We start from the raw sequence: 13,037 nt of genomic DNA on the forward strand, positions 1-13,037 counted from the left end.
ATGGCCATTGTTAAGCTCCAGGATTTGCGGAAAACCTTCGGCTCGGTCGAGATCATTCGCGGCATCGATCTCGACATTGCCGATGGCGAGTTCGTGGTCTTTGTCGGTCCATCCGGCTGCGGGAAGTCCACCCTGCTGCGGCTCATCGCCGGGTTGGAGCCCATTACCCATGGCGAGCTAACGATCGGCGACCGGATCGTGAACGATGTTCCGGCATCCGCGCGTGGCGTCGCGATGGTGTTCCAATCCTACGCCCTTTATCCGCACCTCACAGTGCGTGAGAATATGGGCTTTGGGTTGAAGGTGCGCAAAGTCGCGCGTGCCGAACGCGAAAAGGCTGTGTCGGAAGCTGCGGCGCTTTTGAAGCTCGACGCACTGCTTGATCGTTATCCACGCCAACTCTCGGGTGGCCAGCGCCAGCGTGTCGCAATCGGCCGGGCGATCGTGGCGAACCCTTCGGTCTTTCTTTTCGATGAGCCGCTGTCGAACCTCGATGCTGAACTGCGAGTGCATATGCGCTCCGAGATCGCCAGCCTGCACCAGCGTGTTGCAACGACGATGATCTATGTCACCCATGATCAGGTGGAGGCCATGACGCTGGCCGACCGGATTGTTGTTCTCAAGGACGGCAGGGTCGAGCAGGTTGGCGCGCCGCAGGAACTCTATGAGCGCCCGGCCAACATCTTTGTTGCGCAGTTCATCGGCAGTCCGAAGATGAACATTCTGAAGGCAGATACGGCGGTGGCGTTGTCGCCGGGCGGGTCTCTTCCACTTTCAGCCACGCAATGCGGCGTGCGCCCTGAACATCTTCGGGTCGGTTCTGCCGCACAGCCCGGTCTGCCTGGAACGGTTGTGCTGGCTGAATATGCCGGCGCGGAAACGCTGCTTCACATCCAGCTTGAAAACGGTGACACCTGCCTCGCATTGCATCGGGATGGCCCGCCGCCCCGCGTTCAAAGCGCAGTCACGCTGACTGCCGAGCCCGGCCGAACCTACGCCTTCGATGCTGACGGCGTTGCTGTCCACACTGCATCCTGACGCCTGAAAACCAGCCAAGCTGTGCGCTGCTATGCGGCCAGCCACCAATACTACAGGAAAATGCAATGCGACAGACATGGCGCTGGTTCGGCCCGCATGATCAAGCGTCGGTGGACGACATGCGGCAAGCCGGGGTGGAAGGCGTCGTCAGTGCCTTGCACCATATTCCGACTGGAGAGATCTGGTCGTCGAAAGAAATCCGCCGCCGCCAGGATGACCTTAGCCGCTTGAAGGATGGTTCGCCATCCGGACTCGCGTGGGAGGTGGTGGAGAGCCTGCCGGTGTCGGAGGACATCAAGAAACAAACGGGCGACTGGCGCGCGCATATCGAGAACTACAAGCAAAGCCTCCAGCATCTGAGCGAAAATGGGCTGGAAACGATATGCTACAACTTCATGCCCGTGCTCGACTGGACCCGAACCGATCTCGCCTGGAAACTTCCCCATGGCGGCGACTGCATGCGCTTTGATTTGATCGACTTCGCAGCCTTCGACATTCATATTCTCCAACGCAAGAACGCAGCCGCATCCTTCGATGAGCGGATCGTTGCCAAGGCGGAAGAGCGCTTCGCCAGCATGGACGAACATCGCCAACGTGAGCTTGCCAGGAACGTGACCGGCGGATTGCCTGGCTCGACGGAGAGCCTGACGATTGAAGATGTCCGTCAGCTACTGGCGCAATATGATGCCATCGACTCAGAACGGTTGCGTACGCACTATGTCACCTTCCTCGAAGAAGTCGTTCCGGTCGCCGAGAAACTCGGCGTGCGCCTTTGCTGCCATCCAGATGATCCGCCATTCCCTTTGCTCGGTTTGCCGCGCATCATGTCCACCGAGGACGATTTCGAAACCATGCTCAACGCTGTCGACAGCCCTGCAAACGGGCTGACCTTATGCTCGGGATCGCTTGGTGCGCGTCCCGATAATGATCTAGCCGGCCTCATGCTCCGGTTCGGACCGCGGGTGCACTTCCTGCATCTGCGCAATGTCACGCGCGAAGAGGCCGGCATCCCTGCTTCCTTCCATGAAGCGGAACACCTTGGCGGAAGCACCGATATGGTCGCTTTTATCGCCGAGATCCTTCGTGAGGAGAAAAGGCGGAAAGTTGAAGGGCGCCAGGATCATCAAATCCCGATGCGCCCCGATCACGGCCAAAGGATCGTCGACGATCTCGGCCGCAGCGGACAGCCGGGTTATCCGATCATCGGGAGGCTGCGAGGCCTTGCAGAGTTGCGCGGCATCATGACAGCGTTGGCGCATCCTATCGCCTGCCAGATGGATCATTGATAGAGCTGCACCCGATGCAGCCGTTTATTGCTTCCTCAATCAAATCTCCGCTGCGCCCGACCGCTTGTGGCGGCGCAGTAATGGAAAAAGGAACTCTCTTCAACGAATTGATGAAGCTGGCTCGCAGACTGCAAACGCTGGTCAGCAGTCCAGTACTAGGTCGTTTTTAGGGATCGCTTGGCAAAGCAGGACCTGGCCACGGGCGATGAGCGGTTCTTCGCCGGACGGGTAGATCACACCGCCACTGATGATCTTCTGGCTGCAGGACTGGCACTCGCCGCTGCGGCAGGAAAACTGGACCTCGATGTCGTTGGCCAGCGCCAGGTCGAGCAGCGAGCCGCATTCCGGGGTCCACGTCGCCTGGCGGTCGGAGCGCGTAAAGCTGACCACGCTGGGCGGCAGGTTCATCTGGGCTTCGCTCAGCGCAAAGCCTCCACCGCCGCTTTGTTCGAATGCTTCCATGCGGATCGCCGCCGGCGGTGTGCCCAGTTCGATTAGACCGTCCCGCAGCGAGGACATGAAGGCGTCGGGACCGCAGATGTAGAAGTCAGCCTTTGTGACGGGCACGTGCCGCGCAAGCGCGCTCGCATCAAGGCGACCCTCGTGGTGGAACGTGTCATCGTCGTCGGGGCGAGAGTAAACCGTCAGCAGGCTGATGCCGGGATTGGAGTTGGCGAGTTCCAGCGCCTCAGGGCCGAAAAGGTGGTGCCGGCCGTTCCGGGCCGCATGAACGAACCAGATCTCGCGACCCGGCTCCTCGCGTGCTAGTTGCTCGGCCATCGGCAGGAGCGGCGTGATACCGACGCCGGCACTGACCAACACGACCGGCTTCAGAGGTGGGCTGTTGAACACGAATTGGCCGCCGGGGGGACCAAGGAAGACCTCGTCGCCGATCTTGACCCTGTCGTGCAAAAGCGCGGAAACCCCGTTATCGCCGATGCGGCGCGCGGAAATGCGTAGCTCGCGGTCGGTCGGGACAGAGGAGATCGAGTAACAGCGACGGCGCGGGGTTTTTGCGTTATCATGCGGCAGCGAGACGGTGACGAACTGGCCAGGCTCCGCCGAGCCGACCGGCGCTCGGTCGCGCGGGCTGAAGGTCAAGGATACGACATCCGGGCTTTCCTGCCGTCGGGAGACGCAGGTGAAGCTTCGCTTCCCACTCCAGGCCGCGGGTCGCGCATCCATCCAGATGCGCGACCGGGTGAGTGCCGCCGAGCAGTGAAAATAGATTTCTTCCGACTGAAGGCTGAGCCGGCGCTGGCCATCTGGCGTCGTGCACACCTCGCGATAGGTCCCGTTCACCCGGATGTTGTCGCAGCGGCCTGGCTCGGCGGCGATGATCGCGAACGGGGACGAATGCGGTGCTGCAGGGCCGGCCGTGCCCTCATGCTCGATGTCGAGCAGCAGCGAGGGTGCGTTTGTGTTGCGATCGGCTCTCAATGGCGCGCCGCCGGCCAGGTCGATCAGGATTTCACCGCCCGCGCCCTCATGCGCAAAAACGATGAAGCGGGCGTCGTCGATGAAGCTCATGAAGCCGGGGCCGGCCGTATCATAGACCTTCTTTTGCACCATGGGGCTAGGCGTGCCGTAGAAGGCGCGCAGGCCAGAGCCGGCAAGATGGCTTTCGGAGCCCGGATCAAACAGAACGGGTTCGCGCCCGCCATCCGTTTGCCACTTGATGTCGCGGGCATAAATGTCGAGCACGTCGAGCGTGGGCTTGAGGCCGGACGCGTCGACCCAGAAGCCGCTGCGGTGGAATGCCTTGCTGGCGACGAATTCCATTTTGGTCGGCTGGAGTACGATAACGCTGAGCGGCGGGTTCTCGTCGGCCGGGAAGGCGGCAAGATCGTCCTCGGCCTGCGATACGATCGCGCGAGCATTGATGCGCAGATAATCGTTGCTCAGCCGGTTCAGCAGCAGAAGAGCGACATCCGGGTTGGCGAGCACGTTGCCGATCGTGTCGAGGCGCTTGTTGCCGACATAATCGGGCATCAGCAGCGCGCCATCCGCCCGAAAGCGAAGGACTGAAGGCTGGCCACCGCGCGGTGAAACATCCATCGCGCCATCCACATTGCGCGATGCAATGAAGAGCAGTGTGGATTTCTCGATAAAGGCGCGCGTCCGGTTGTCCATCGTCCTGCCCTAAGCGGCACTCCCCGCCAGCTCGCGGCGCTCGAAGAACGCGCGCCCGGGAACGGATTCGAGCAGCCGCCTGGTGTAATCGGCCTGCGGCTGATCGAAGAGCGCGGCGGCAGGCGCCTGCTCGACGATGCGGCCGTTCTGCATGACCACAATGCGGTCGGCGATCTCGCGCGCAACACGCAGGTCGTGGGTGATGAACAGCATGCTCAGGCCCATCTCGGATTTCAATTCGGCAAGCAGCTTCAAAACCTGCGCTTGAACAGAAACGTCCAGCGCCGACACGGCCTCGTCGGCGATCAGGCAGACGGGATCAAGCGCCAGCGCGCGGGCGATGCAGATGCGCTGGCGTTGTCCGCCGGAAAATTCGTGCGGGAAGCGGTCCAGCGCGTGCGCACCGAGCCCGACTTTTTCCAGCCAGCGGGTCGCGGTTTTTGTCGCGTCTGTCCGCGAGGCTCCGAACGCCATCGGGCCGCGCACGATGCTTTCGCCAATCTTCAGGCGCGGATCGAGCGAGGCGTAGGGATCCTGGAACACGATCTGCACGCGGCGGCGAAACTGCCGCAGCGCTTCGCCTTTCATGGCGCGCACCGAAGCGCCATCAAAGTTGATCACGCCGTTGTCCGGCTCGATCAGGCGCAGCACCATGCGGGCCAGCGTCGACTTGCCCGAACCGCTCTCGCCCACAACGGCCAGCGTGTCGCCGCGCTGGAGGGAGAGGTTAAGGTCGTCGGCCGCAACCACGCGGCGCGGCTTGGAAAACATGCTCTGGCGCGTGGTAAAGCCCTTCTGCAGGTTCTTAATTTCCAGCAGCGGCGTCGTGTCGTCACGAACCGAGCGGATCGCGCCGCGACCCGGCACGGCATCAAGAAGGTCGCGCGTGTAGTCCGTCTGCGGCGTGTCGAGCACGGTGCTTGCCTCGCCCTGTTCGACCACCTTGCCGTGGCGGAGAACAACGACACGGTCGGCAATATCAGCGACCACGCCGATGTCGTGCGTAATGAACAGCACGCCCATGTCGCGCTTCTTTTGAAGGTCGAGGATCAGGTCGAGAATCTGGCGCTGCGTGGTGACGTCGAGCGCTGTCGTAGGCTCGTCGGCGATCAGCAGTTCGGGATCGTTTGAAAGCGCCATGGCAATCATGACGCGCTGGCGCTGGCCGCCGGACAGCTGAAACGGATAGGCGGAGATAATGGAGGCTGGATCGGGCAGGCCAACTTGGCCGAAGAGTTCGACCACGCGTGCTTCGACATCGCCGCCGGCCTTGCCGTGGATGCGGATCGCCTCCGCGACCTGGCTGCCGACCTTTGCCAGCGGATTCAGCGCCGTCAGCGGCTCCTGGAAGATCATGGCGATGCGGCTGCCGCGAAGCTGGCGCATGTTCCTGGCCGGAAGCTTCAGCAGGTCTTGGCCGCCAAAGCGGATCGCGCCTTCCAGCGCCTTTACCTTGGCAGGGAGCAGGCCGAGGATGGCATGAGCCGTCATCGACTTGCCCGAGCCGCTTTCGCCCACCAGGCAAACGATCTCATTGCGATTGACCTCGATGCTGATGCCGTCGACAGCGCGCAGGCGGTCGGCGCCTTCCGGAAGGCCAAGCACGAGGTTCTCGATCTGGAGCAGGCTCATGCGCGCGAAATCCTCGGGTTCAGCGTGTCGTTCAAGGCTTCGCCGACGAGGTTGATCGCGACAACGGTGAGCAGGATGGCGATGCCCGGGAAGACGCTCATCCACCAGGCCTGGCGGATCACGGTACGGCCGGCGCCGACCATATAGCCCCAGCTCATGAAATTGGGATCGCCGAGGCCCATGAAGGAAAGCGCGGCCTCGATCAGGATCGCGGCTGCGACCGTCAAGGAGCCGGCGACGATAATCGGCGAAACGGCGTTGGGCAGGACGTGGCGCAGTACGATCGACAGCGTCGATTGGCCCTGGCAGCGCGCGGCCTGAACGAATTCGCGCTGGGTGACCGTCTTGACCTGCGCACGAGTAAGGCGCGACAGCGGCGGCCATGAAACGAGGCCGATCGCCAGGATGATCGTGCCGATCGACGGTGTCAGGATCGCGACGAATAGGATGGCCAGCACGAAGCTCGGGATCGTTTGAAATATCTCGGTGAAGCGCACGATGGCGCCATCAACCATTCCGCCGGCATAACCGGCGATGCAGCCCAGCGTCACGCCGATAAACAGCGCGGTCAGGGTCGAGGCCAGGCCGATCAGGATCGAAACGCGGGCGCCGTGAACGATGCCGGAGGCGATGTCTCGGCCAAGCGTGTCGCTGCCGAGCAGCATGCCAGCCTCGCCTGGTCGGGCGAAGGGCATGCCGGCCATATCCCAGGGCGAGCCCGGATAGATCAGCGGCGCGAGCACCGCCATCAGGCAGACGATGACAAGGAGGACAAGTCCGACGATGCCGGCTGGCCGGCTGAGGAACGTGCGGAAGAATTCGCTCATGAGCAGGTCTCCTATCGGCCCTTGACGCGCGGGTCGATCAGGCGATGCAGGACATCGGTGAGCAGATTGGTCGCGATGACCAGCACCGACATGATGAGGAACAGGCCGAGCAGCACGGGATAGTCGCGCGCCGTCACGGCATCGTAGGTCAAGCGGCCAAGGCCGGGCCATGAGAACACCGTTTCCACGACAACCGAACCGCCGATAAGGGCGCTGGCCTGAAGTCCGGCAAAGGTGATGACCGGAACGGCCGCGTTGCGCAGCATGTGACGCGACAGGATCTGGCGCTCGTTCAGGCCCTTTGCGCGGGCGGTGCGGACATGGTCCTCGTGGCTGACTTCGATCAGCGAGGAGCGCATGAGGCGGGTGTAAACGGCCATGTAGATCGCGGCCAGCGTCAGCACCGGCAGGATGAGATGGCGCGCGACATCCATCGCATAATCCCACGGGCCGAAGCTCGAAGCGCGGATCGATGCATAGCCGAACGCCGGCACCCAGCCCAGCTGGATCGAAAAGACCAGCACCAGCATCAGGCCAAGCCAGAACACCGGCGTGGCGTAAAGAAGCAGCGAAACCAGCGAGATCGCGAGGTCGGCCCATGTACCCTGCCGCTTGCCGGCAAGCGCGCCGAAGAAAACGCCGCCGATCAGCGAAACGAAGAATGCCGACAGCGTCAGAAGCAAGGTAGGACCAAGCCGATCGAGGATAAGGGCGCTGACATCGGCGCGCTGGCGGTAGGAATAGCCGAGATCGAACTGCAGGACCTTGCCGATATAAGTGCCGAGCTGAATCAGGAACGGCTGGTCGAGACCATAGGCCGCTCGGATATCGGCGATGAATTTCGGATCGGCCGCGCCGGACTGACCGGCGATCACCATGGCCGGATCACCCGGCGTCGCGTGGATCAGGATGAAGTTGATCGTGGCTATGACGAGGATCGTAAAGACGATCCCGATGATCTTGCCGGTGAGACTGGTGATGATCGACATCGGTTCGCTACGTGATTTCGACTAGCTGCCGGACGGCTGGGCGAGGCCCAGTGTCTGGTCGAGGACACGCAGGAAAAGACCGGCGCCCACCGGGATCAGCGCGTCGGGAAAGTCGTAGTCCGGGTTGTGGACCATCGGCTTGTCCATGCCCGAGCCGATAAACAGCAGCGCGGACTTCGAGCAGGAGCCGAACAGGCCGAAATCCTCCGCACCGCGGATCGGCACGTAGTCGTGCGAACGATCAAGTTCCATGTCGGCGGCGGCGGTCTCGAAAGCCGATGCCGCTTCCGGATCGTTGATGCAGGCACGGAAAAAATTGTGCGTGGTGTGCGAAAGACCGAGCCCTTCTTCGGAGGCGATCGCCGCGACCATCGCCACGACGTCCTCGACCAAGGCCGGCATCGCGTCGCTTTCCGGGCGGCGCAGCGTCATGCGAATCTCGGCCGAACCCGGTGTGACGCCGAAGACCGGTTTGCCCATCTGAACATTGGTCAGCGTCACGCGCTGGAACCCTTGAGCGACCACCTCGCCGGTCTGGAAGCGCTCCAACCCGTCGATGATGCGCGCCACCGCCTTGGCGGGCGAGATGCCGGTCTCGGGCATGGAGGCGTGTGCGGTCTTGCCGGTGAGTTCGAGCTTCAAGCCCATGGAGGCGCAGGTGATCTGGCCGGCAGCCACCGCGACACTCGCCAGCGGCAGGCCGGGCATGTTGTGGATCGCAAAGGACAGGTCGGGCGTGATGGCTGCGAATTGGGGATCGGCCAGCACGGCCTCGGCGCCATGCGCCGTTTCTTCGGCCGGCTGGAACAACAGGATGGCGCGTCCCTTTGCCGGGCGGTTCTTGCCGATATGGCGCGCGACCGCTGCCATCATCGTCATGTGGCCGTCGTGGCCGCACATATGCGCCTTGTTGTCGATCTTCGAGCGATAGGGCAGGTCGGAAATCTCGTGGATCTGCAGCGCGTCCAGCTCGCAGCGCAGCATTACGCTCGGGCCGGGTTCAGCACCCTCATAGACCAGCGCCACGCCATGGCCACCAAGACCGGTCACCACCGTTTCCGGATTGGTGTCGGCCAGAAAGGACACGACCTCCTTGGCCGTTTCGACCTCTTCGCCCGAGACTTCCGGGAACTGGTGCAACTTGTGGCGCCAGTTGGTGAGCGTGGCGATCTCGGCAGGGTCGAAATGGAAGGTCATGGCGTTCGGGAATTCCTTGGTCGCGAAATAGAAGCATGCGCCGGCACCCTGGAGCGCCGGCGCACCGATATCGGTCAGGCCTCGAAATGCGTCGTGCCGAAATTGGCGTTCACGCCGGTGGACGAGGTCACGACGTCCTTGAGACGGTTGTCGTAGATCGTCGGATACTTCTGCTCGCAGAGCCACAGAACCGGCATTTCCTCGACCAGCAGTTGCTGGACTTCGGTGTAGAGCGCCTGACGCTTGGTCTGGTCGAGCTCGACGGCGGCCGCCTCGAACAGTTCGTCCACCTTGGGGTTCGAATAGCCCGACGTGTTGGAGAACATCACGCCCTTGCGGATGTTGGACGAAATGTAGGTGCGGGCAACACCGAGCGCCGGATCGCCGTTCTGGTAAAGCTGGTTGCCGGATATGTCGAAATCGCCATTGCTGACGGCCGAGACCCAGCCTGCGAGATCGTTGCTTTGCAGCTCGACAGCGATGCCCGCCTGACTGAAGGACTGGCGGATGTATTCGGCGATGCGGGTCCAGACCTCGCCCGCCGGCACCATGGTGAACTTCAAACTGACGCGGTTGCCATCGGCGCCCGGCTTCAAGCCCATCTCGTCGAGCAGCGCGGTCGCTTTTTCGACCGAGTGCTCATAGGTCTTCACGTCCTTGTCGTAGAAGCGCATCGACGACGAAATCGGGCCGGTTGCCGAATTGGCGAGCCCGAAGAAGATGCGGTCGCGAACGAAGTCGCGATCGATCAGATGCGTCAGTGCCTGCCGGAAGCGCTTGTCGTTCATTGGCGGCTTGCGGCAGTTGAGCTCGATCCAGACCATGGGCGAGAAGTATTCGTAGCCTTCGGTCGTCATTTCCAGATGCTCGAGCGAGGACAGGCGCTCGACGTCGAAGGGCTCGATGTCCTGCCACTGTGCAAGCTGTGCCTCACCCTGTTCGAGCGCGACGGCGCGCGAAGCGGCGTCCGGCACGACGCGGTAGAAGATCTCCTTCAGCTTCGGCTGGTCGGGACGATAATAATCTTCAACGGCGGTCAGGTGAATATGCGAGCCCTTGACCCATTCGTTCAGCTTGAACGGCCCGGTGCCGATCGGCGGCAATTCCGCGCCTTCCTTCATGAAGTCCTTGCCCTCGAGCTGGTGGCGCGGAAGGATCGGGGCAGACGCCGTTTCGAAGGCCATGATGAAGGCCGGGAACGGCGATTTCAGCTTGAACACGACGGTGAAATCGTCCGGCGCCTCGATGCTTGCGCAGCGGTCGAAGACGGCGCGGGCGCGCGGATGGGTTTCGGGCAGGAGCTGCTTGCACGAGAACACGACGTCGGCCGAGGTAAAGGGCTGGCCGTCGTGCCACTTGGCGTTCTGGACGAGCTTGAACGTGTAGGTCAAACCGTCCTCGGCGATCTCCCATGAATCCGCAAGCAGCGGCTGCGGGGTCAGATCCCTGGCGTAGGACAACAGGCCCTCATACATCTTGCCGCCAACCACGCCGGTCGGCGTTTGCTGGTTGATGCCGAGGTTGAGGATCGGCGGCTCCGGCTGGATGAGGGCAGTCAGCGTTTCTCCCTGTTCCTGCGCAACGGCTGCCTTGCCCATGAATGCCGTTGCGCCAACGGTGGCCGATAGCAACAAATTGAATTCGCGGCGATTCATGTCGTTTCCTTTGTTCAATGATGCCGGCAGGATACAATCGCACCATGCCGGCAAGCGGTTCCCCGACCGCTATTTCTTGGTAACGAGTTCGCAGGTCGACTTCTCGAGCGGCTGGAAGGCCTTCTCGCCGTCGATCTTCGAAACGAGCTTGTAGTAATCCCAGGGCGCCTTGGATTCTTCCGGCGTCTTGACCTCGAAGAGATACATGTCGTGCACCATGCGCCCGTCGGGACGGATCGTGCCCTTGTAGAAGATGTCCTCGATGGGCAATTCGCGCATTTTGGCCATCACGATCTTGGTGTCGTCGGTGCCCGCCGCCTCGACGGCTTTCAGGTAGTGTTTGACCGAGGAATAGGTGCCGGTCTGCAGCATGTTGGGCATTGCGCCGACACGCTCGAAGAAGCGCTTCGACCATTCGCGGGTCTCGTCGTTCATGTCCCAGTAGGACGCTTCTGTGATGGTGAGCCCCTGCGCTTCCTGGAGACCGAGGCCGTGCACGTCGTTGATGAAGCCTGCGAGCGTCGCGATCTTGATGCCGCTTTGAGCCAATCCGAACTGCGCGGCCTGCTTGATCGAGTTGATGGTATCCGAGCCCGCATTGGCCAGCGCGACCACCTTGGCGCCCGACGACTGCGCGGTCAGTAGCGCCGAACCGAAGTCGCTGGTGCCGACCGGCAGTCGCGTGCTGCCGAGAACCTTGCCGCCCTGAGCGGTGACGACGTCGCCTGTGTCCTTCTCCAGGCTGTGGCCGAAGGCGTAATCGGCGGTCACGAAGTACCAGCTGTCGAAGCCGGCCCCCATGAGCGCCTGGCCCGTGGAATGCGCGATGGCATAACTGTCATAGGCCCAGTGCACGACAGTGGGGCCGCAAACATCGTTGGTGATCCTCAGCGAGCCCGGCGAGCTCAGCGTGATGATCTTTTCCTTCTGCTTTGCGACTTCCAGCACCGCCAGCGCGGGCGAGGAGGAAGCCACGTCGAGTACCGCGTCGAGCTTGTCTTCGTCGAACCACTTGCGCGCAATCGATGCCGCGATGTCGGGCTTGTTCTGGTGATCGGCCGAAAGCACCTCGATCGGCTTGCCCAGGACCTTGCCGCCGAACTCCTCGACCGCCATCTCGGCAGCCGTGACCGCCCCTTTGCCGGTAATGTCGGCATAAACGCCCGACATGTCTTCGATGAAGCCGATCTTCACCACGTCGTCGCTGATTTTGGCATCCTGCGCCCACGCGCCTGTCACGGCGAATGCCGATACCGTCGCAGCGATGGTCAGGCACATGGTGCGCACGATTTGCGTCGAACCTTTCATATCGTTTCTCCTCCCACGGGTTCCCGTCATTGCGGCACGCACCTCCTGCGAGCAGCCGAGCGGTATGGGTGTGAGCCTAGGGGTGGGGCGAGGCCGCGTTCAATGTCGCGGAAACACACATGGGCAGACCGGCAGTGTCGGTCTTCGACAAATCGCCGCGCGTCCTACCGTGCAGCCCGGTCGGCGAAAGCCTTGAGGCCGCGCTTAGCGTCGGTACTGGTAAAGGTGCGCTGTCCAAGCTCGGCTTCCCGAGCGAAAGCTTCTTCCAACGGCAGGTCCTGCAGTTTCAACACCGCTTCCTTGATGGTCTGGATCGCGGTTGGGCTCAGCGTCGCGATGTGGCTTGCAATGTCATGCGCCACGCCCTCGACCTTGTCGGGCGCGACCACCTGGTTGACCACGCCCTTGGCGCGCATTTCTTCCGGGCCGAAGCGGCGAGCCGACAGCAGGATTTCCATGGCATGGGCATAGCCGATCTGGCGCACAAGCCGCACCAGCGTGCCGCCGGCCGGCACGAAGCCGTGGCTCGGTTCCGGTAGCTGGAAAACGGCATCGGTCGCGGCAATGCGGATGTCGGTCGCCAGCATGATCTCGAAGCCGCCGCCGATACACAGGCCGCGCACGGCACTGATGATCGGCTTGTAGAAGTTCATGCCCTTGAGATGCGCCGGGTCCCAGGCGCTGATATCGAAGCGGTCGCTGGCAAGAGCGGGAATCGACTCCATCAGGTCGGCGCCGACGCAAAAGGCGCGCTCGCCCGCCCCCATCAGCACCACGGCCCGAACCGCGTCGTCGTCGCGCGTTTCGGCAAAGGCCTTGCCGAGGTCCTCGTACATGGCAAGCGACAGCGCGTTCAGCTTTTCCGGCCGGCTGATGCGGATGGTGGCGACGTGGCCGGCCCGCTCAATTTCGATCGACATCAGATCACCCCCCGTTCAGCCAGTCCGGCAATGTCTTCCGCAGACAGACCGG

General features: G+C 62.5%; 10 protein-coding genes. 2 read left to right on the top strand and 8 right to left on the bottom strand.

What is annotated here, in order from left to right:
• Positions 1-1,038, top strand: a complete 1,038-nt coding sequence (locus RTX98_RS04905) for an ABC transporter ATP-binding protein (protein ID WP_312794995.1) — start codon at positions 1-3, stop codon at positions 1,036-1,038.
• 65 nt (positions 1,039-1,103) lie between these two features.
• Positions 1,104-2,324: a mannonate dehydratase gene (gene uxuA, locus RTX98_RS04910; RefSeq protein WP_312794997.1), complete on the top strand. Its 1,221-nt coding sequence runs from the start codon at positions 1,104-1,106 to the stop codon at positions 2,322-2,324.
• Positions 2,325-2,465: 141 nt separating this feature from the next.
• Here the strand turns inward: uxuA and RTX98_RS04915 are convergent, their stop codons facing one another.
• From RTX98_RS04915 to RTX98_RS04950, 8 genes are all read right to left on the bottom strand, one after another.
• Positions 2,466-4,457 (bottom strand): FAD-binding oxidoreductase, encoded by a 1,992-nt coding sequence (locus RTX98_RS04915; protein ID WP_312794998.1) that lies wholly within the window; start codon positions 4,455-4,457, stop codon positions 2,466-2,468.
• A gap of 9 nt (positions 4,458-4,466) precedes the next feature.
• On the bottom strand, positions 4,467-6,089 hold the full coding sequence (locus RTX98_RS04920) for an ABC transporter ATP-binding protein (RefSeq protein WP_312794999.1): 1,623 nt from the start codon (positions 6,087-6,089) through the stop codon (positions 4,467-4,469).
• On the bottom strand, positions 6,086-6,916 hold the full coding sequence (locus RTX98_RS04925) for an ABC transporter permease (protein WP_189506553.1): 831 nt from the start codon (positions 6,914-6,916) through the stop codon (positions 6,086-6,088). Before RTX98_RS04925 ends, RTX98_RS04920 begins: the two co-directional genes overlap by 4 nt.
• An 11-nt stretch (positions 6,917-6,927) precedes the next feature.
• Complete coding sequence (locus RTX98_RS04930) at positions 6,928-7,905, bottom strand: ABC transporter permease (protein ID WP_312795000.1); 978 nt, start codon at positions 7,903-7,905, stop codon at positions 6,928-6,930.
• A gap of 21 nt (positions 7,906-7,926) precedes the next feature.
• Positions 7,927-9,102 (bottom strand): amidohydrolase, encoded by a 1,176-nt coding sequence (locus RTX98_RS04935; RefSeq protein ID WP_312795002.1) that lies wholly within the window; start codon positions 9,100-9,102, stop codon positions 7,927-7,929.
• A gap of 74 nt (positions 9,103-9,176) precedes the next feature.
• Positions 9,177-10,757: an ABC transporter substrate-binding protein gene (locus RTX98_RS04940; RefSeq protein WP_312795004.1), complete on the bottom strand. Its 1,581-nt coding sequence runs from the start codon at positions 10,755-10,757 to the stop codon at positions 9,177-9,179.
• A 69-nt stretch (positions 10,758-10,826) separates the two neighbouring features.
• Entirely contained in the window at positions 10,827-12,065 is a 1,239-nt protein-coding gene (locus RTX98_RS04945) for an ABC transporter substrate-binding protein (protein WP_312795006.1), read from the bottom strand.
• 164 nt (positions 12,066-12,229) lie between these two features.
• Positions 12,230-12,985: an enoyl-CoA hydratase/isomerase family protein gene (locus RTX98_RS04950; RefSeq protein WP_312795008.1), complete on the bottom strand. Its 756-nt coding sequence runs from the start codon at positions 12,983-12,985 to the stop codon at positions 12,230-12,232.
• Between the last annotated feature and the right edge of the window lie 52 nt (positions 12,986-13,037).

It is taken from the genome of Tianweitania sp. (assembly GCF_032053605.1).
Classification (GTDB): Bacteria; Pseudomonadota; Alphaproteobacteria; order Rhizobiales; family Rhizobiaceae; genus Tianweitania.